The organism is Natrarchaeobius oligotrophus, from assembly GCF_003841465.1.
Lineage (GTDB): Archaea > Halobacteriota > Halobacteria > Halobacteriales > Natrialbaceae > Natrarchaeobius > Natrarchaeobius oligotrophus.
In genome coordinates this window covers 1-18,692 of the sequence record NZ_REFZ01000010.1, presented here as the reverse complement: position 1 = coordinate 18,692, position 18,692 = coordinate 1, and the positions used below count along the sequence as shown (strand labels likewise).

Annotated in this window: 19 protein-coding genes; 9 read left to right on the top strand and 10 right to left on the bottom strand. The window is 63.7% G+C overall.

Annotation, left to right across the window (positions count from 1 at the left end):
- Positions 1-106: 106 nt before the first annotated feature.
- From EA472_RS14490 to EA472_RS14480, 3 genes are read right to left on the bottom strand one after another with little or no spacing between them, the layout of a single operon-like run.
- A complete protein-coding gene (locus EA472_RS14490; protein WP_124192237.1) occupies positions 107-853 on the bottom strand; it encodes an archaellin/type IV pilin N-terminal domain-containing protein in 747 nt (248 codons plus the stop codon).
- 11 nt (positions 854-864) lie between these two features.
- Positions 865-1,563 carry an archaellin/type IV pilin N-terminal domain-containing protein gene (locus EA472_RS14485; protein WP_124192236.1) on the bottom strand — a complete coding sequence of 233 codons (699 nt, stop codon included), beginning with the start codon at positions 1,561-1,563 and terminating at the stop codon, positions 865-867.
- A gap of 12 nt (positions 1,564-1,575) precedes the next feature.
- Positions 1,576-2,202, bottom strand: coding sequence for an archaellin/type IV pilin N-terminal domain-containing protein (locus EA472_RS14480; RefSeq protein ID WP_124192235.1), 627 nt, complete (start codon positions 2,200-2,202; stop codon positions 1,576-1,578).
- Between the two features lie 322 nt (positions 2,203-2,524).
- Here EA472_RS14480 and EA472_RS14475 point away from each other — a divergent pair, with 322 nt between their 5' ends.
- The 3 genes from EA472_RS14475 to EA472_RS14465 all read left to right on the top strand — a co-directional run bounded on the left by EA472_RS14475 (position 2,525) and on the right by EA472_RS14465 (position 3,443).
- A complete protein-coding gene (locus EA472_RS14475) occupies positions 2,525-2,884 on the top strand; it encodes a winged helix-turn-helix domain-containing protein (protein ID WP_207891167.1) in 360 nt (119 codons plus the stop codon).
- A complete protein-coding gene (locus EA472_RS14470) occupies positions 2,884-3,162 on the top strand; it encodes a DUF7521 family protein (RefSeq protein ID WP_124192234.1) in 279 nt (92 codons plus the stop codon). The genes EA472_RS14475 and EA472_RS14470 overlap by 1 nt, the downstream gene beginning before the upstream one ends.
- An 86-nt stretch (positions 3,163-3,248) precedes the next feature.
- Positions 3,249-3,443, top strand: coding sequence for a hypothetical protein (locus tag EA472_RS14465; RefSeq protein ID WP_124192233.1), 195 nt, complete (start codon positions 3,249-3,251; stop codon positions 3,441-3,443).
- A 48-nt stretch (positions 3,444-3,491) separates the two neighbouring features.
- On the opposite strand, the gene EA472_RS14460 is transcribed toward EA472_RS14465, so the two are convergent.
- The 3 genes from EA472_RS14460 to EA472_RS14450 all read right to left on the bottom strand — a co-directional run bounded on the left by EA472_RS14460 (position 3,492) and on the right by EA472_RS14450 (position 6,456).
- Entirely contained in the window at positions 3,492-4,355 is an 864-nt protein-coding gene (locus EA472_RS14460) for a CheF family chemotaxis protein (protein WP_124192232.1), read from the bottom strand.
- Complete coding sequence (locus tag EA472_RS14455; protein WP_124192231.1) at positions 4,352-5,611, bottom strand: HEAT repeat domain-containing protein; 1,260 nt, start codon at positions 5,609-5,611, stop codon at positions 4,352-4,354. The genes EA472_RS14460 and EA472_RS14455 overlap by 4 nt, the downstream gene beginning before the upstream one ends.
- 149 nt (positions 5,612-5,760) lie before the next feature.
- The gene (locus tag EA472_RS14450) at positions 5,761-6,456 is read right to left on the bottom strand and encodes a hypothetical protein (RefSeq protein ID WP_124192230.1); all 696 of its coding nucleotides are present in this window, start codon (positions 6,454-6,456) and stop codon (positions 5,761-5,763) included.
- Between the two features lie 357 nt (positions 6,457-6,813).
- On the opposite strand from EA472_RS14450, the gene EA472_RS14445 reads away from it, so the two are divergent.
- From EA472_RS14445 to EA472_RS14435, 3 genes are all read left to right on the top strand, one after another.
- Positions 6,814-9,396: a COG1470 family protein gene (locus EA472_RS14445; protein ID WP_243637854.1), complete on the top strand. Its 2,583-nt coding sequence runs from the start codon at positions 6,814-6,816 to the stop codon at positions 9,394-9,396.
- A gap of 81 nt (positions 9,397-9,477) precedes the next feature.
- The gene (locus EA472_RS14440; protein WP_124192228.1) at positions 9,478-10,188 is read left to right on the top strand and encodes an RAD55 family ATPase; all 711 of its coding nucleotides are present in this window, start codon (positions 9,478-9,480) and stop codon (positions 10,186-10,188) included.
- A gap of 1 nt (position 10,189) precedes the next feature.
- On the top strand, positions 10,190-10,972 hold the full coding sequence (locus EA472_RS14435; RefSeq protein WP_207891166.1) for a hypothetical protein: 783 nt from the start codon (positions 10,190-10,192) through the stop codon (positions 10,970-10,972).
- Positions 10,973-11,002: 30 nt separating this feature from the next.
- Here the strand turns inward: EA472_RS14435 and EA472_RS14430 are convergent, their stop codons facing one another.
- From EA472_RS14430 to EA472_RS14415, 4 genes are all read right to left on the bottom strand, one after another.
- Positions 11,003-11,623, bottom strand: a complete 621-nt coding sequence (locus tag EA472_RS14430; RefSeq protein ID WP_124192227.1) for a chemotaxis protein CheD — start codon at positions 11,621-11,623, stop codon at positions 11,003-11,005.
- 172 nt (positions 11,624-11,795) lie between these two features.
- Positions 11,796-13,829, bottom strand: coding sequence for a chemotaxis protein CheA (gene cheA / locus EA472_RS14425; protein WP_124192226.1), 2,034 nt, complete (start codon positions 13,827-13,829; stop codon positions 11,796-11,798).
- Positions 13,817-14,890 (bottom strand): chemotaxis-specific protein-glutamate methyltransferase CheB, encoded by a 1,074-nt coding sequence (gene cheB / locus EA472_RS14420; protein WP_124192225.1) that lies wholly within the window; start codon positions 14,888-14,890, stop codon positions 13,817-13,819. The genes cheA and cheB overlap by 13 nt, the downstream gene beginning before the upstream one ends.
- Positions 14,890-15,249 carry a response regulator transcription factor gene (locus EA472_RS14415; RefSeq protein WP_124192224.1) on the bottom strand — a complete coding sequence of 120 codons (360 nt, stop codon included), beginning with the start codon at positions 15,247-15,249 and terminating at the stop codon, positions 14,890-14,892. The genes cheB and EA472_RS14415 overlap by 1 nt, the downstream gene beginning before the upstream one ends.
- 120 nt (positions 15,250-15,369) lie before the next feature.
- On the opposite strand from EA472_RS14415, the gene EA472_RS14410 reads away from it, so the two are divergent.
- The 3 genes from EA472_RS14410 to EA472_RS14400 all read left to right on the top strand — a co-directional run.
- Entirely contained in the window at positions 15,370-16,158 is a 789-nt protein-coding gene (locus EA472_RS14410; protein WP_124192223.1) for a ParA family protein, read from the top strand.
- Complete coding sequence (locus tag EA472_RS14405) at positions 16,155-17,216, top strand: chemotaxis protein CheW (protein WP_124192222.1); 1,062 nt, start codon at positions 16,155-16,157, stop codon at positions 17,214-17,216. Before EA472_RS14410 ends, EA472_RS14405 begins: the two co-directional genes overlap by 4 nt.
- 178 nt (positions 17,217-17,394) lie before the next feature.
- The coding region (locus EA472_RS14400; RefSeq protein ID WP_133306988.1) for a globin-coupled sensor protein at positions 17,395-18,692 on the top strand (1,298 nt) is incomplete at its 3' end.

Here is an 18,692-nt window from a genome sequence, read left to right as displayed (position 1 = left end):
GACAGGCGGACGGGCAATCGACCCGAAGCGAAACGAAGAGGCGCGGCTCGAGGTGAAAACGCACAAAAAATCGTTCGGCTGCGATACGAGCGATCGGTGAAAGCCCTTACAGGGCGACCGCCGGATCGTCGCGGATGATGTCAGGTGCCGTCAGCGTAACGGGCGTCTGGGAGCCCTGGGCCGTCGTGATCGTCAGATCCAGCTGCTGGCCTTCGGTGATGAAGTGGGGCTGGCTGATCGGATCGGAACCTTCCACAATTCCGTGGCTCTCGTTAAGTTCGCCGAGCGGGATGTGGATCTCGAGTCGGTCGTCGTCGTTCATCAAGACGGTGTGTCCGGAGTCACCACGGAGTTCGGTCGTGATGAAGGAGTTGTTCTGGGCGATTCCGTCACTGTCTCCGTCCTCCATGAGATCCCTGAAGTCGCTCGAGTCGAGATCTTCGTCGACGGTTCCGTTGTGGGTGAGCGTCACCGCCTCGTCGTTGAGGTACTCGATCGTCGCCTCGCTCATGTCGATGGCGTCAGCGCCCGGACTCTTCTGGACCGCCAACGTCACCAGCGCGATGGTGTCGTTGTCCGGACTGTCGTCTGCCCACCAGTCACCGTCGGCGTTGTCGAACGTGCTCGAGGAGTTGGTCTCACCGACCGAGGTGATCACCTGGATGTTGTCGGACACCTGTGCGGTGCTCTCTTCACCGGTGGCTTCGGCCTGCGTCTGCAGGAAGCCGGCCGTGTTGATCAGTACGCCTGCTGCGATCGCGGCGACCAGCACCATCGCGATGAACACGATGAGCGTGCCGATCCCCACCTGACCGCGGTCGTCGTCGGAAGTAGTGTTGCCTGTTGAAATCATAGGTTCTCAGATTAGAGTGCGACTGCCGGTTCGTTTCGGATGATGTCGGGCGCGCGCAGGGCCACCGGCGTCTGGGAGCCCTGAGCCGTCGTGATCGTCAGTTCGACGTCGTCGCCTTCCTCGATGAACTCGGGCTGTTCGACGAGTTCACCCGGATCGTCCTGCGCGTACGGGTGGTCATCGAACGCATCCGAAGTGAGCGTTCCGAGAGGGACGTGGATGGCCAGCCGGTCGTCGTCGGCGATGAGCACGCTCGGTCCGGAGTCACCGCGAATCTCTTCCGTCAGGAAGGATTCGGACGAGTTGAATCCGCCGTCTTCGACGGTCCCGTTGTGGGTGAGCGTCATCGCCTGATTGTTGAGGTACTCGATCGTCGCCTCGCTCATGTCGATCGCGTCCGCACCCGGGCTCTTTTGGATCGTCATCTCGACGTGAACGATGGTGTTATTGCCCTCGGGAGCCTCGTCGAACCAGTCGTCGTTCTGATACTCTGACGACTCGTTGGTGATCCCGACGGACGTCATCACCTGGACGTTGTCCGATACCTGTGCCGTACTTTCCTCACCGGTGGCTTCAGCCTGCGTCTGCAGGAAGCCGGCCGTGTTGATCAGGACGCCCGCGGCGATTGCGGCGACCAGCACCATCGCGATGAACACGATGAGCGTGCCGATCCCCACCTGACCGCGGTCGTCGTTACGTGTGTCGAACATTGTAAGTCACTCCTATAGCCTGACATCGTTACCTGCGTCTTCGCCGTTCAGCGAATCCGGCACGCTGAGGACTGCAACCGACTGCGAGCCCGACTGCAGCGTCAGCGTCACGTCGGCGGTCTGGCCTTCGTGAAGTCCCTGATCACCGTTGATCTCTTCGGTCGCGTCGATCTCCTCGAGGTCGATGATGACCGCGACGCGATCGCTTCGCTCCTGGAGCACGTCGGGTTCGGTGCCGTCGGTGATGGCCTCCAGGCCGAAGTGTTCGTCGCTGGCGTCCGCGATACCGCTCTCGTTCGAGGTGAGGTCCGCCACGCCGCCCGGACCGATCACCTGGATCGTCATCTCACTCAAGTCGATGTCGTCGGCACCGGGTGACATCTGGGTGACCATCCGGGCCTCGTTGATCGGACCTTCGTCGTCGACGGAAACGTTACCCGTCGTACTCACGATGTTGAGATTGTTCGAAACCTGTTCGGTGCTCTCTTCGCCGGTGGCTTCAGCCTGCGTCTGCAGGAAGCCAGCCGTGTTGATCAGTACGCCTGCTGCGATTGCGGCGACCAGCACCATCGCGATAAACACGATGAGCGTGCCGATCCCCACCTGACCGCGACTCTGGTCTGTCTCGTCTGCGAACATATGTAGGGGGTAAACACCCGCCTGAGACGGGCGCTACCCCATACTCTAAATGGACCGTTATTAAACCTGAGCCAATATTTTCAAGTGTGGGAACGACATCACGGCGAAATGTGGATAATCCTACCGTCGACTGGTCCGGAACGATCCCGGACGAACGACGGCAGCGTCTGACGAGCGAACGCCACGCGTCAGACGGTTCCGGAAGCGGAAGAAAATCGCGTTTGAAGGGGCTCTCGAGTGTCGTTTTCAGCGATGAAAATGACGTACGCGACCTGTCATGTGGTCAGTACGGTTTAGTGGACGGGGTCTGTATCAGCCGCACATGGATCCCACCGAAGTGCTGGGAAGTCTGGGCAAGAAGTACAGCCCGGACATTCTTCGGTCGGCGCACGAACCAAAATCCGCCCAGGAGCTGAGCGACGAGCTCGATATTCCCGTCACGACGAGCTACCGGCGGGTCGAGGTGCTCACCGAACTCGGCCTGCTCGAGGACGACGAAGACGACAGGGAGTTCGGCGAGCCCGGACGGAGCCAGACGCTGTACCGGCGCAACGTCGAGGAGATCGTGATCCGATTCGAGGAGGACGAACTCGAGATCGAATCGAAAGAACCCGACGTCGCCAGCCAGCGCCTGACGAGCGTCTGGGAGGACCTCGGTCGCGGCATCGGTGGTGACGACTGATGTACCTCGTCGAAATTCTGTACGTCGTCTTCAGCGCGTCGCTGATCGCCTCCGGGCTGGTGATGGCGGGGATGGCCGTCCAGGCGTACGCGGAGACGGAACGTCGGTCGATGATCTACCTATCGGTCGGCTTTACGCTGATCGTCGCGGCCGCGACGGCGACGACGATCAGCGCGTTCGTCAACGACTTCCAGAACCCGCGTCAGCTCCTGACCGTCAACTACTTCGTGACGACGCTTGGGTTCGTCGCGGTGATTCTGAGCCTGTACGCGGAGTGACGCGCGCCGAACGAGGCCGACTCGACCGTGGTCCGTGCGAACCCTCGGCCGGGACACTTATTCGAGCTCTCGTCGATAATCGCGACATGAACATCGTCGACGGCGACAAGATCGAGTGTAGCCGCTGCGAAGAGGTGATCTCTCTGGACGACGCGAACATTCTGGGCAAGAGCAACAACCGGACGTACGCCAAGCCACTCTGTGACGACTGCCTCGAGAACGTGGGGGTGCCAAAGGGGTACGAACTCGAGCGCGACGTGAGCTATCTCAAAAGCGATTGATCCGCGAGCGGGCCCGCTCGTGTTTCGTTTTCCGCCGATTCTTCGCGCTCACTTGCTGTTCATCGCTTCGCTCGCGATGTTTCGCCCGCGGGGTTTCAACGCGACCTCGCGACGAACGCGGACCTCCTCGAGGACGTCCAGTTCGATGAGCCGCTCGTAAATTTCCTCGACTTCGTCCGTATCGATGTCGAGAAACTCCGGGACCTCGAACGGTGAGACGCCGGAGTAGATCGCCATCAGCACCTCCTCTTCCTTGCCCGAGAGGTCGATCTGCGAGGCGTTCTTTTCGGCGCCGCGATCGAGCACCGACTTCAGGATCGCACAGTTCTGGGACGATCCCGAGATGTACGTCTGGACGCTCGAGCCGTCTTCGGTGTGTTCGGCTTCGATGACGGGTCGTTCGTTCGATCGGACCGTCCGCTCGTCGCTCTCGACGGTTCCGACGTCGTCGACTTCGATCTGGACGAACGTGCCGTTCTCGACCGCGAAGTTGGCGACGCCCGTATCGATCTTAGTTCGGGCCTTGCACCAAGACGTGTCCTGAACGACGCCGCCTTTGACCGCCGGGTGCTTGATCAGGACGATCTCGCCGTCCAGGATGGCCTTTTGCATCTGCAGTTCGAACGCGTCGACCTCCTCCATCGACACGAGGTGGACGTTCGGTCCGTAGTTGATGCTGATGTAGTTCGAGACCTTCGCGATCGTCTGGTTGACGTCGTACCGTCCGCGGATCGACTGGATCTTAGAGAGGGGGATCGTCTCTTTTCCCTCGTTGCCGACGATGACCAGTCGCTTGTTCGAGAGGACGATTCGGCCGTTCGACCAGTTCGTATCCGACAGCTTTCGTCCGTCGCGGACGACTTGCGTGAACTTGCCGGTGACGTCCGCGAGTTTCTGTTCCGACTTGCTCATGGAATATCACCACTCGGCATTCCGACGCCGCCAAGCTTCGACAGCGCCGAGAACCCGCGTTTTCGCAACCGATCGCTGTCGGTTCGCTCGACGAACGACGACAGCTTCTTTCGGGACCTGTCGCCGCCGATCTTGCCGAGTACGAACAGCGCCTTGACGCGCATCTCCTCGTCTCTGTCGCTTTCGACCAGCTCCAACAGCCGCTGTTCGAGTCCGTCACCCGCGAGCAACGCGAGGCTCGTGGCGGCGAACTTCGAGGTCATCTCGTCGTCGTCGCCGAGCGTCTCGATCAGCGCGTCCTGGGCGTCGCGAACGTACTCCTCGTCGGCGATCCGGCCCAGCAACCAGGCCGCGTTTCGACGCTGTGCCGTCTCCGTGCTCCGATCCAGAATCTCGATCAACGGCTGGACGGCCTCGCGCTCGTTGGCTTCCTCGAGTTCGCCGACGATCTTCTCGCGAACCTGGTGGCTCGCGCCGGAGGGAGCCTGCGAGAGCAACTGGACGAGCGAGAACATCGCCGTTCGCCGGACGACGTCCGAATCGTCGCTCAACGCGGTGGCGAGGATTTCGACCGCCTCCACGCTACCCAGTCTGCCGAGCGCGTCGACGGCGATGCGTCGCAACACCTCGTCGTCGTCGTTCGCGACGTCGACGAGCTCCCGAAGTGCGTTTTCGGTCCCGATGTCCGCGAGCGCGTACGCGACCTCGATTCGAACGTCGTACTGGTCTTCGTGTAATCGACGAGCCAGCGCCGGGACGCACTCGGTGGAACCAATACGTGCGAGCGCACGCGAAACGCGCATCCGTACCCGCGGATCGGGATCGGAGAGTCGATCGACGAGGGCGTTGACCACGTTGTCCTCGCCGATTCGACCGAGTCCGGTCGCCGCCGCCATGCGGAGTTCGGGCAGGTCGGCGTTCAGCCCCTTTGCGAGGATCTCCGCCTTTTTCCACTGGGCGACGTCGTCGATGTCGTGACCCGAAATCTCGCCGATGAACTGCTCGAGGGCGTCCTGTCCGTACTGGTCCAGCGCGTCGATCGCGCCGGCGCGGACACCCTCGTCCTCGTCGTCTTTCGCGGCGGCGACGAGCACGTCGATCACCTCCTCCCGCGGCGTATTCCGTTCGCCCGTCTCCGACTCGAGACTTCCGAGGATCTCCGCCGATCGCTTTCGGATGTCCGGGTTCGAACTCTCCTCGAGGATCGTGATGAGCTGATCGAAGTCGGCGTTTCGCTCGAGTTCAAATAGCGTCATCCGTGGGAGATCACCTATCCGGGACGGGAAGCCACACCGTTGAATGCATGGCTACGTGTTTCGCCTGCGAATATTCAAAGTTCCCGTTCCGGCCCCGTCGGTACGACGGCGATCGGTCCGAGGAACTGGATTCGAAAACCTCATTCACGTCACTCGTCGTCGGTCGATTGGTCACCATTCATGGGATCGTCGTCGGCTCCGGTTTCGGCCGCCGAATCGTCTGTCTCGTCGCTGCTGTTCGGCAGATACGGATTCTCGCCCTCCTCGTAGACTTTCGTCCGAAGGATCGCGTTCCAGACGTCGAGCGTGCTGATCTCCCCGTCGACCTCCTGTTGTGCCCACTCGGAGTTAACCGCCCAGCCTTCGACCTGTCCCTCGAATCGATCGAGAACTTCGGTGTAGAGGTACTGGACGTCCGCGCCGCGAGCGACGAGGGCATCGCGAAAGACCACGTAGATCAGCGCGATCTCGTCTTCGGACTCGTCGCGGGTTTCCGCGTCGGACTCGTAGAACAGGATCAGATCGTCGTCTTCGGTGTCGTGGTAGAGTTCGTCGACCGTGATGCCGTTTTCCTCGAGGAAGAAGTAGAACTCGCTCGGCGTCGCGTTCCGTTCGTCGCCGGGATCTTCCGGCTCGATCGCGGTTCGACTGCCGCCGATGCTCTGGACCGAATCGAGACAGCCCGCCGTCAGCCCGAGCGAGACGCCGCCGACGGCGGCGAGCGCTCGCCGGCGACTCGTCGCGAACGTGCGGTTCGTACCCTCGGGTTCCGACGGAGCTCGAGAACGAGTTGTGGGAACTCGAGCACGGCGGTCGTCGGTCGAATACTCGGAACGCTCTGGCATCTTATTGAAGGCGTCGCACCAGTAGGTGAAAAACGCGTCGGCCGTCTCGATCGACGTCGACCGTCCGTCGAACCGGGACGCGTGTGCCGATCGTTCCCGTACGGGCCGGCAATATCATATAAGTGGATTACTAACTGGGCGACAACAGGACTCGATCGGCGGAATGCACGAGACCATGACGGAGCAACCACGGCACCCCGACTCGACGCGACTGGTGAGCGTGCGATGCTGAGTTCGACGGCCAATCCGGAACCGAGCGGTGAGCGCTCGAGTGCACGTTCCGTGTGCGTCCGAGCGTCGAGCCGACGGCGGACGAAGCGCACGACGACGGCCGGGAAGAGCCGTCGCCGACTCGCGGTGGCGTGTCTCGTCGCGCTGGTGCTCGTCTCGGCACTGGTCGTCGTCGCACCGACCGTCGCGAGCGCCGGGGACGACCACGAAGACGAGTACGTCGTCGTTCGGTTCGCCGACGATTACGTCGTCACCGAGAGCGCCGCCGACGAGGTACCCCCGAACCCGAACGTCAGCGTCGAGGGGACGAGCGGAGACGAGGCGCTCGTCGTAAACGAGGACGGGCGGATCGAAACGGAAAGCGGGCAGGCAGTCGTCGTCGAGAACAACACGATCCAGACGATTTCCGGCGATCCGAACCTCGTCGTCACCGCCGACGGCGTCGTCAACGATACGCTCGAGGTGAACGGCGACGGCTACGTCGAAACGAGCGAGGGCGGATCGGACGCGGTCGTCGAGAACACCGGCGATCGGATCGTCTTCGAGGAGTACGACGAGGCGTACTTCAACGTCACGATCCTGGACGGAGAGATCGAGTCCGTCGGCGAGGGCGAAACGCTCACGGTTCCCGTCGAGATCACGAACGACGGATACGGGACCGAGTCGGAAGACGTTACGTTCGAGCTGTTCGACGAATCCGGCGGCGTGATCGAGACGATCGACGAGGACGTCGCCCTCGAGAGGGGAGAGACGACGACGATCGAGTTCGAGTACGAGACGTCGAAGGGCGATCGGAGCGCGGAGTCCGTCGAAGTAACCGCCGATACGAACTACCATCCGCCGGGAAGCGGCGTCGATACGGCGGACGTGACGATCCACGAGTCGGAGACGGTCGTCTCGATCGTCAACGCCGACGAGCTCGCGCCAGCAGCCGGCGACGAACTCGAGGTCACCGCGGAGATCGAACGACGAGGGAACTATCCGCAGGGTGAACAGGACGTGCTAATCGAGTTCCGCGTCGACGGCGAGTACGTCACGACGGAGCCGGTGACGCTGGGTCCCGGCGAGCGCACGACCGAGACGTTCACCTACCAGACGAGCGAGGACGACTCGCCCGGCGTCTCGGTCGAACTCATCAGTCAGGACGGGGACAATACCGCGAGCGCGAACGTCGACGTGATCGGCGAAGCCTCCTTCAACGAGAGCGTCACGGCGGCGATCGTCGACAGAAACTACCCGGACGAAGGCGACGAGCTCGTCATCACCGGCGAGATCGGATACACCGGCGTCATCCCGGACAGTCCGCAGGAACACCCCATCCAGCTGTACGTCGACGGCGAGCTCGCGGACGAGAAGACCGTCGAACTGGACGGCGACGAGTGGGTCGAAGAGGAGTTTACGTACCAGACGGAACAGGGCGACGCGCCGCGGGTCGACGTCGAGCTGCGCAGTCCCGGCGAAGGCGACACCGCGCGGCCGCTCGTCGCCGGAAGCGGCTTCGCGGTGGACATCCAGAACGTCGTGGAGCCGGTGAACGTTACCGACCGGCTGGTCGTCACCGCGGCGATCGAGAACACGGGCGACATCGCCGGCGAACAGGACGTGCGGCTGCGGATCGACCGGGGCGTCGACGATCCCGACAGGACGGACCGGCACGTCCGGGACAACAGCACCGTCTCGCTCGAGCCGGGCGAGCGAACGGTCGAGCGGTTCTCGTTTCGAACCTGGGCCGCGGACGTCCCCCAGGTCGAAGTGGCCGTGATCAGCAACGACGACGAGGACGTCGCGAACGCGACCGTTCGAGACGACACGGACAGGTTCGACGTCACGGAGCTCTCCGCCGATCGATCGTCGGAATCGACGGTGGATCTCTCGGCGACGATCAACAACACGGGGATCGAATCCGGCGAACAGTACGTCGAGTTGTTACTCGGCGACGAGGTCGTCCACATCGACAGGCTGGAGCTCGGTCCGTGGGAGTCACAAACCCTCACGGCGACGGCGGACGCCCCCGACGAGACCATCGAGTTCGCCGTCGTCACCGACAACGCGACGGAGACGACGACGGTCGCTGGCGTCGAGGACGCGGACGACGAGCCGGACGACGCGGACGAAACTGACGACGATCCGTCCGAAACCGACGACGAGACGACGGACGGCGAGCCGACCGAAGTGGAATCGGCCGACGACGAGGAGGAGGGGATCCTCCCGTGGTATCTGGTCGTCCTCGGCATCCTCGGCGTCGCCGGTTCCGTGCTCGTTCTCCTCGCGTACCGTAACGATCCGGAGAACTTCCCGCCGGACGCGGCGGCCGTGAAAGCGGGCGTGGAACGCTCGGCAGCGTCCGCACGCCAGGATCTCACCGCGGCCGCCGTCGCCGCGAGAGACGGCGACGTTCCCGCGCTCGTCGCCGCGCTGAAGGGGCTGGTCGGAATCGGGCCTGGAACGCTGGTCGTCCAGAACCAGTTGCCGAGAGCGGCGACGGTGCGCGTTCGCTGCCAGACGGCCCACGACACCGTTCTCCTCGAAGACCTCGAACTCGATCCCGACGAACGGCGCGCGCTCGGTGCGTTGCCAAACGTCAGCCAGTTCAAAGTCGGCGCGGGCGTCGAGGACATCACGGCTCACGAGGAGATCTTCCAGGGGATATCCGGAGACGTCGGCGTCGTACTCCGGGCTGACGGAATTCTGATCGCGAACCTCGGGTGAGCGAGGGCGCTATTTTCCACGGTTAGATTGCGAGAGAGGAATACAGAATATATTTATCCGGGACGGGTCTGGTTGTGGGTAATGCGAATCACAACGGGTGTACCGGGCTTCGACGCGCTGGTCGACGGCGGTATCCTCAAAGACCGGCTGTACGTGATCAGCGGCCCGCCGGGAAGCGGTAAGACGACGTTCTGCTCGCAGTTCGTCACGAAAGGCGCCATCGACGGGGAGACGACGCTGTTTCTGACCTTACACGAAACCGAAGCCGAACTGGTCGACGACATGGGTGGCTACGAGTTCGGCTTCGATCAGGCCGTCAACTCCGGTCACGTGAAGGTGCTGAACGCCTTCGAGAGCGAAGCCCAGCGGCTTCTCGCCCCTTCGTCGCGATCGAGCGGGGAGTTTCCCTCGAGCGTCGAGAATCTCGCCAACCAGCTCGTCGCCTTCGTCGAATCGAAAGGCGTCGACCGGCTCGTCATCGACTCGACGATGCTGCTCGAGTACTACTTCTCGGACGACCTCGACGCGCTCATCAAGTTTCTGACGAAGCTCAAGCGCGCCGACGCCACCGTGTTACTGATCTCCGAGATGACCGATCCCACATCCTACACCGACGGCCACTACCTCGCACACGGAGTCATCTTCATGCACAACTACCTCGAGTCCGGCGGGATGACCAGGGGCATACAGATCATCAAGATGCGGGGAACGAAAATCGACTGCGACATCCGAAAGATCGAGTTCACCGATCGTGGACTCCAGGTCGATCCGAACGAGAAGATCCAGGTCTGAGATGTACGAACGCCACTTCGGCACCGACTGGGAGGTGATCGACGACCAGGAGGAGGTCGTCCGACGCGCGTTCGCACTCGGCGTCGCGGCGCGACTCGGCGAGACGCACCCCGGGGAGCTAGACCGGTTGGGCGAACAGATCGACACGAACTACGACCAGAGCTTCGTCGAACTCGCGTTCCAGAAGGGGCGGACCGAGGCGAGCGACGTCCAACGGAAGGCCGACGACGACGAGCAGGTGTGGGACGCGCTCGTCGACGGGAAGACGATCGTCGAAAACCCCCGTGACGAATCGGCGGACGCCGAATTCGAGGACGTCGACGGCGACGATACGATTCCGGAGGCGCTCAGGCGGGTCGCCATCGACACGCTTCCCGACGACAGCACCGACCGCGTCAAACGGCCGTCGTTGCTGGACAGGGATCGAAGTCCGGGACGCACTCGAGAGGGCCGACGAACGGTCTTCGGTCGGTCTATGGACCGAACTCGCGGGGGCAAAGGCGACGGTCGGTCGACGGACGATCCGTCGGACGACGGGGATTCCGGCGGCGACGGGGCCCGGGGCGAAACGAGAGCGGACGAACCGTCCGGAGAGAGTAGTGCGACCACGAACGACCGAGCCGGCGAGCCGAGTTCGGCCGCGGACGACGCCAGCGGAACGGAAGGCGACGCCTCGTCGACGCCGGACTCCGGCTCTCGGCGCCACCGCTCGAGCGACAGCCGAAACGGGCGCGAAAGTCGGGACGAGCGCGACGGTCGAAACGCGAGCGAAAGCGAAAACTGACGAATCGGAGCTTTCGCGGACGTAATCGATCTAGAGCGTTCGTTCGACGCCGTCCGCACCGTTGACGGTGAGCGTTCCGGTGGCGGGATCGAACTCGATCGATCGACCGTGGTGGCCGCCGAAGTCGGTTCCCGCGATCGAGACGCCGTAGAACTCGAGTTCGCGGCGGACGGCCTCGACGTTTCGCGCGCCGATCGACCGGCTCGTCTCCGCGAACTCGACCATCGTCGCACCGCCCGCACCTTTCGCCCACGAGCGAGACGGCCTCCCGCCGAGATCGCGAAACTCGGCGAACATGGCCTCGAATCCGGTGTCGGCGAACTTTGCGTCCGGATGGTTCCCGCTGTGTGCTTCGTCCGCTCGAGGGAGCATGAAGTGGAGTAGCCCGCTGACGGTCGCGGCTTCGTCGTGGACGACCACCCCGATGCACGAGCCGAGTCCGCTGGTTTTCAACGGAGTCGAGTCGTCGACGACGACGTAGTCCGCGATGCCGACCGGAACCGCCCCGTTGCCGTCGGGGTCGCGGGCGGCGGCCGACGAACGTCGCCGGGCGGCGTCGATCGGCGAAACCGGCGTCTCCTCCGCATCGTGGATGGGGAGATCGGACAGATCGAACGCTCGCGGGCGATCGTTCGAGTCCGGATCCGTCATCGGGTACACCACCGTCCCGTGATCACGAGCGATCGAATCGGTGAGCCGTCCCGTCGGTCGGATCGGCCGACAGTGACCGCCGTCCGGTCTACGTCGATGGTCCCATCGGCGCGTTCGTCACCGCGCGACGCGAACGAAGCGCGCCCTCGCCGAAGCGACCGAGCGTGCAGCGTCACAGCGTATCCACGTCGAGGATCATCACGACTTCACCCTCGCCGAGAACCGACGCGCCGCTGATTCCGGGCGCACCGCTCAGGACGCCCTCGAAGGGTTTGATCACGACCTCCTCCTGGCCGACGACGTCCGAACAGCGGATGCACACCTGTCGAACGGTGTCTTTGATGCGGACGACCATGTCGTCTTCGGCGGGGGAAACGTCCGGAACGTCGAGTCGGTCGCCGAGCGAGAGCAGCGGGTAGATGCGTTCGTCGTGGGTGATCGTCGGTCGGTCTTCGACCGACTCGACGGTGAGATCCTCGAGTTCGGAGATCTCGTCGATGTTCTTGATCGGGATGCCGTACGTCTCGTCGCCGACCGTGACGAACAGGACGCGGACGATCGCGACGCTGACCGGTAACATTAGCGTCACGCTGGTTCCGGCTCCGGGCTCGCTCTCGACGTTGATCGAGCCGTCGACGCCGCGGACGACCTGATTGACGACGTCCATCCCGACGCCGCGACCGCTGACTTCCGTAACCTCCTCGGTCGTCGAGAAACCGGGGTGGAAGATGAGATCGTACACCTCGGAGTCGTCGAGGACGCGACCCTCCTCTTCGGTGATGACACCCTGGTCGATCGCCTTCTCGCGGATCTCTTCGACCTCGAGTCCGCGACCGTCGTCCTGGACCGTGACCGAGACGCGATCGCGGTCGCGCTCGCCGATGAGCTTGATCGTGCCCTCGCGCGGTTTCCCCTTTCGTTCGCGCTCTTCGGGCGGCTCGATGCCGTGGTCGACGGCGTTTCGAATGAGGTGCATCAGCGGATCGCCCAGCTCGTTCAGAATCGAGCGATCCATCTCGATGTCGACGCCGTCCATCTGGAAGTCGATCTCCTTTTCTTGCTTTCGGGAGAGGTCGCGGACGACCCGCGGGAAGTTGCCGACGATCTTCTTCAGGGGCACCAGCCGGATCTCGAGAACGGTATCCTGCAGACTCGCCGTGATCTTGCCGTGTTCCTCGAGTTCGTCCTCGGCTTCGACCAGCTGGTTTTCCTCGATGATCTTGCGGAGTTTGATCCGACTGGTCACCATCTCTTCGACCTGGTTGTAGAGCTGGTCGACCTGCTCGACGTCGACCCGAATCGATTCGACCTCCTGACTGCCGTGGGCGAACGCCGACTCGGACGACGCCGGCGAATCGCCATCCGCGTCGGCGGCCGAACCGTCCGAGCTGCTGGCTTCTTCCGCCGCCTGCGAGCGCTCGGCTGCGACGTCGTCGGTGATGTGCTCGATGGCGCTGTCTTCGACGTATCGGTTGTTCTCGTAGAACGTCGCGACGTCGTCGGCGGTGACGTCCGGGTCGGTCAGAACGTAGGCGTCGAACGTCGCGTCGAACTCGCCGTCCTCGATCACGTCGCCGTCGGGATCGAGCCGGAGAAGGTCGTACTCGTCTTCGATGGCGTCGATGACGAACATCGCGTCGACGTGTTCCGATCCGGTCGGTTCGAACTCGACGGTCGTTCGGTAGAGTTCCGCCTCGTCGAGGTCGACGTCGTCGCCGAGGTCGGCCGCGACGTCGGCGAGAGGAACGGCAGCGTCGACGTCAGCCGCCCCGTCGTCCGCGTCGGCCGCCTCGTCGCCGTCGTCGGCGCTCTCGGACTCGCCCTCGATCGAGGCGCGAATCTCCTCGATCGTCGCCTCGGGGTTCGTCTCCGTCTCACCCGTCTCCGAGATCTCCTGGACCATCTGATCGAGGAGGTCGACGCCGCTGAAGATCAGGTCCATCCGATCGCCCGTCACGGCGAGTTCGCCGGATCTGATGCAATCGAGCAGGTCCTCGACGGCGTGGGCGATGTTGCTCGCGTCCGTGTAGCCCATAACGCCGAAGTTGCCTTTCAGGTTGTGTGCGACCCGAAAGACCGTCTCGATCGACTCCGAGTTCTCCGGGTCGGCGGCGTTTTCGAGGTCCAACAGCGCGTTGTTGAGCTGCTGGATGTCCTCCTGGCTCTCCTGGACGAAGGTGTTCGTCACGTCGCTCACGCGGACCACCCCGTGAACGCGTTGGTGATCCCCTCTGCGATCCGATCGCCCGGCAGGATCATGTCGACGTCGACGCGCTCCGTTGCCACCTTCGGCATGCCGTAGACGCGCGACGTTTCTTCGTCCTGAACGATCGCCTTCCCGCCCGCCTCCTTGATCGACTCGAGGCCGGCCGCGCCGTCGGCACCCATCCCGGTGAGGATGACGCCGACGAGGTTACCGGTGACTCGCTCCGCTGTCGCTTCCATCGTGACGTCGATTGCGGGTCGGACGTTGTGGCGCTTTGGGCCGTCGTCGTTGGCCACCGCGAGGTGACCGTCGGCGAAGCCGGTCACGTCGAGGTGGTATCCGCCCTTCGCCAGGACGCCCTCGCCCGGGCCGACCGTATCGCCGTCGGTCGCCTCGCGGATGTCGTACGCTGTTCGTTCGTCGAGACGCTTCGCAAACCGTTTCGTGTAGTGATCAGCCATGTGTTGTACCACCAGAATTCGTAGTCCCGCTCGTTCGGGAAGTTCGGACAACACCCGCTCTACGACGCGCGGGCCGCCGGTCGATGCGCCGATGACGAGCGTCGGCTCGCCGGGAAACTCGTCGCCGACGTCGATCGTCGGCGTTCGATCCCGCGTCGGCGCTCGATCCCGCGTCGATCGCTCGCGACCGTCGTCGATTCCCGTCACGTCCGCGTCGGCGACCGCGCGAACGCGATCGACGATCTCGTCCTGTCTGGTCCAGATGTCGACCGAGTTGTCGCCCGACGGTTTCGCGATGAAGTCGACCGCACCGGCCTCGAGCGCCTCGAACGTGGCGTCGGCGTTGCGAGTCGTGTGCGAACTGATGACCAGCATCGGCGTCGGATTCTCGTCCATGACGCGTTCGATCACCTCGTGGCCGGTGAGTTCGGGCATCTGGATGTCGATGGTCGCGACGTCGGGTTCGTACCGATCGATGGCCTCGACGGCCTCGAGGCCGTCTTTCGCTCGGGCGACGACGTCGATTCCGCCGTCCTCGAGAATCTTCCCGAGGGTTTCGCGCATCACTGCGGAGTCGTCCGCGATTACGGCTCGGACCATCAGGAGATCGCGTCGCGTATCGCGTCCTGAATCGTACTGTTCTCGAACGGCTTCGTAACGTAGCCATCACCGCCGGCCTCGATTGCGGATCTCATCGTTTCTCGTTGTGTAGCATTCGTACAGAAGACGACGCTGACGTCCGGGTGTAGCTCCGTGATCGTGGCAGTTGCTTCGATTCCGTCGACCCCAGGCATCGCGAGGTCCATGACGACGACGTCGACGTGGGTGGTCTCGGCGATCTCGATGGCCTCCGCACCGTCGGCGGCCTCCGCGACGACGCGAAACTCCTCGGAGATCGCCTCCCGAAGGACCTCGCGGGTCGCCTCGGAAGTATCGACGATCAAGACGTTCACTGCCATGGGACTGGATTGTGATGTGCCCCGCATAAAGAATTCGGCCGGATGAGCGCGCGAGCGGTTCGTTCGAGGAACATTTTGGCCGTTCGAGTTATGTAGGCAGAGTCGGAACGACCCAGACGAATGGCGGGACCCGCTCGGCTGTGTGTAACGAACCAGAAAGGTGGCGTCGGAAAGACGACCGTGGCGATCAACCTGGCCGGGGCGTTGAACGAACTCGGCCGGGACGTTCTGTTCGTCGATCTCGACCCACAGGGCAACGCGACCGAAGGGCTGGGCTTGCTCGAGGCGTACGACGACGAGCCGCCGACGCTGCTCGACGCGCTCGTCGATCCGACGGCGATACCGCTCGAGGAGATCGTCTACTCACACGCCGAGATGGACGTCGTCGCGAGCAACATCGACATGAACGCGGCCGCGTCGTCGCTCGCCCAGCAACCGGAGTCGGAGACGCGTCTCGATTCGCTTCTCGATCGCCTCGAGCGCGACTACGAGTACGTAATCGTCGACTGTCCGCCCCACCTGGGCGTGATCACCGACAACGCACTGTGTGCGACCGAGAATCTCGTAATTCCCGCGCTTACGGAGCCGACGAGCAAGCGGTCGCTCGAGCTGCTGTTCGATTACGTCGGCTCGCTGGAGATGGATCACGACGTCGAGATCGATCCGGTTGCGCTAGTGGCAAACCGTATCGAGACGACGCGACAGGACGACGAGATGCTCGCGTGGTTCGAGGACGCGTTACCCGACGTCCCCATCTACCGGGTCCGCAAGCGCGTTGCGCTCCAGCGTGCGTTCGCCGACGGGCAGTCACTGTTCGCCATCGAGGAAGACGTCGACATGCGCGACGTGTTCGTCGCGATGGCCGAAGAGCTCGACGAGCAGTTCAGCACACAGGAGGTGCCGGCATGACCGACGACAGAGCACGACGACTTCGAGACCTGCGAAACCGAACCGCGGGCGACCGTGACGGTCGAACCGACGAGGCGAACGCCGACGGGACAGGCGACGACGAATCGTCCACGGACGACGGCACGGACGCCACAACCGACGGCGAGTCGGCGACCGAAGCGAGAGACGAGCGGGCCGACGAATCGACCCGAACGGCGGACGAGGACGACGAGTCAGCGGGCGACGGAGACGGATCGGCGAACGGAGGCGGCGAGTCGGTGAACGACGGATCGACGGGCGACGGTCGAACCGAGCGCGGAGACGGCCCGGACGGGATCGATCCCGCCTCGAGCGGCGAGGGCGAGGGCGAGTCCGCGGCGAGCCCGGGCGACGACGCTGTACCCGCGGCCGGCGACGGGCAACAAACCGTCGATCCGGCGTTGCAGGGGGCGATCGCCGACACGTCGGCGATGGTTAGCACGACCGAGATGATGGGCGCGGAACCGACGGTCGACGCCTCCGCGATCGAGCGGGCGAGCGACGACCAGGGACGGGCCGCGATCGGACGCGAGGGCGAGGTGTTCGAGCAGGGCAACACCCTGTTGCACTCCACGCAGGACAGAGAGAACACGGTACAGATGCTCGAGTTCTCGCTGAACGACGCCCGGTACGCGATCGAGATCGACCGGATCAGCGCCATCGTCGAGATGAAAGACATCACCCGGTTTCCCCGCGGGCCGGAGGCGATCGACGGCGTGACCGACCTCCGCGGCGAGATCACGGGCGTCCTGGACCCGACGACGATGCTCGACGTCGAGCGAAACGAACTGTCCGACGACCAGTACATCGTCGTGTTGAAACGCGACGACGACAAACAGAAACTCGGCATCCGCGTCACGGACGTCTCACAGGCGGTGACGTATCGGGAGTCACAGATCGACGAGACGGGAACCGTGATGGACACGAACGCCGATCACCAACACGAGTTCGTCCGCGGGATCGTGAAAAAGAACGTCGACGAACAGACGACGCTCGTGACGTGGCTGGACGTCGACGCGATCATCGAAAACACGGAATGACGACGAACGGAGAGCGCGAAGCGACGCACGGAAGCGGTCCGTTGCGGACGCGGCGGAGTTCGACACGAGCCGGCGCGAAAACGAGGTGAGGAAATCGAACCACCATGACGAGCACTCATACACGACGAACGATCGACCTGCAAGAACACTTATTTAGCGTACCCCCACTTCCATGACTATGTCCAGAACCGACGGTGACGGAGCCGACGTCGACGACGAGCGAACGATCGCAACGTTCGACGTGACGGACGACGACGTCGCGCGAGCGAAATCGCTCGCGTCGTTGCGCGAGGAAGACGAGGCGAGACTCGAGTCGATCTCGGACGTCTTCGACGCCGTCAGCGACGAACTTCCAGCGGCGTACGTCGAGACCCTCCGGTCGCACGGCGACGTGTCGGCGCTGCTCGAGCGGGCCGGCGTCGACGAGCCCGCACTCGAGGCCGAACGGCGACGGTACCTGCGGTCGATCGCGGACGGTTCCTACGACAGCGAGTACTTCGGACGGCGGCTCCCCTCGAACGGGGAAGAAACGCTCCTCTCAGACCGGCCGGACGTCTACCTCGGCTCGTTCGCGCTCCACTACGAGGGCGTAATCGACGCCATCGCCGACGACGTCAAAGCCGAGTACGAGTCGGAAACCGACCTCGAGCCGATCGAGGAGGAACGACGAACCGACGGCGGCGTCGCGTCCGTCTCGACGGGCGAGGGGGAACCGATCTCGAACGCCGTCGACGATGTCGCCGAACGGACGCTCTCGTTCCTGCGGCTCTCGAAAGTCGACGAGCAACTCGCGATACGGGCGCTCTCGAGCGCACACGAGGCGCGAATCGATCGCTACGAGGAGCGCATCGAGGAGTACGAGGAACGCATCGAGGAGTACGAGCGGCGACTCGAGAACGAAAGCCGGGAGCGAAACGAGATCGAAGACGTTCGCCGGAACATCCGATCGACGCTGAACGACGTCTCCGCGTCGACGAACGAGGTCGCAGAGAGTACGGAAGAGATCGAAGTACTCTCGACCGATCAGGCGGCGTCGATGAACGAGATCGCGAGCGAGGTGTCGGGGCTGTCTGCGACCGTCGAGGAGATCGCCTCCAACGCCGAGGAGGTCAGCGCCACCAGCGAGCGGGCCGAACAGCTCGCCGGCGACACCACGGACACCGCAGAGCAGGCCATCGACAAGATGGAACGCGTCGAGGACGCCGCCGACGAGGTCACCGACGACGTCGAGGAGCTGCGCGAGGGCGTCCAGCGCATCGACGAAATCGTCGAAGTCATCAACGAGATCGCCGACCAGACCAACCTGCTCGCGCTCAACGCCTCCATCGAAGCCGCCACCGCCGGCGAGGCCGGCGACGGCTTCGCCGTCGTCGCCAACGAGGTCAAGTCGCTGGCCGAGGAGTCCCAACAGGAGGCGACCACCATCGAACGCATGGTCGACCAGATCCAGGAGGACACCGAGGACACCGTCGACAG

Excerpts from the sequence above, each read along its gene's own strand:
- EA472_RS14490 (WP_124192237.1), bottom strand. The coding sequence starts at position 853 with ATGATTTCAACAGGCAACACTACTTCCGACGACGACCGCGGTCAGGTG.
- EA472_RS14485 (WP_124192236.1), bottom strand. The coding sequence starts at position 1,563 with ATGTTCGACACACGTAACGACGACCGCGGTCAGGTGGGGATCGGCACG.
- EA472_RS14480 (WP_124192235.1), bottom strand. The coding sequence starts at position 2,202 with ATGTTCGCAGACGAGACAGACCAGAGTCGCGGTCAGGTGGGGATCGGC.
- EA472_RS14475 (WP_207891167.1), top strand. The coding sequence starts at position 2,525 with ATGGATCCCACCGAAGTGCTGGGAAGTCTGGGCAAGAAGTACAGCCCG.
- EA472_RS14470 (WP_124192234.1), top strand. The coding sequence starts at position 2,884 with ATGTACCTCGTCGAAATTCTGTACGTCGTCTTCAGCGCGTCGCTGATC.
- EA472_RS14465 (WP_124192233.1), top strand. The coding sequence starts at position 3,249 with ATGAACATCGTCGACGGCGACAAGATCGAGTGTAGCCGCTGCGAAGAG.
- EA472_RS14460 (WP_124192232.1), bottom strand. The coding sequence starts at position 4,355 with ATGAGCAAGTCGGAACAGAAACTCGCGGACGTCACCGGCAAGTTCACG.
- EA472_RS14455 (WP_124192231.1), bottom strand. The coding sequence starts at position 5,611 with ATGACGCTATTTGAACTCGAGCGAAACGCCGACTTCGATCAGCTCATC.
- EA472_RS14450 (WP_124192230.1), bottom strand. The coding sequence starts at position 6,456 with ATGCCAGAGCGTTCCGAGTATTCGACCGACGACCGCCGTGCTCGAGTT.
- EA472_RS14440 (WP_124192228.1), top strand. The coding sequence starts at position 9,478 with ATGCGAATCACAACGGGTGTACCGGGCTTCGACGCGCTGGTCGACGGC.
- EA472_RS14435 (WP_207891166.1), top strand. The coding sequence starts at position 10,190 with ATGTACGAACGCCACTTCGGCACCGACTGGGAGGTGATCGACGACCAG.
- EA472_RS14430 (WP_124192227.1), bottom strand. The coding sequence starts at position 11,623 with ATGACGGATCCGGACTCGAACGATCGCCCGCGAGCGTTCGATCTGTCC.
- cheB (WP_124192225.1), bottom strand. The coding sequence starts at position 14,890 with ATGGTCCGAGCCGTAATCGCGGACGACTCCGCAGTGATGCGCGAAACC.
- EA472_RS14415 (WP_124192224.1), bottom strand. The coding sequence starts at position 15,249 with ATGGCAGTGAACGTCTTGATCGTCGATACTTCCGAGGCGACCCGCGAG.
- EA472_RS14410 (WP_124192223.1), top strand. The coding sequence starts at position 15,370 with ATGGCGGGACCCGCTCGGCTGTGTGTAACGAACCAGAAAGGTGGCGTC.
- EA472_RS14405 (WP_124192222.1), top strand. The coding sequence starts at position 16,155 with ATGACCGACGACAGAGCACGACGACTTCGAGACCTGCGAAACCGAACC.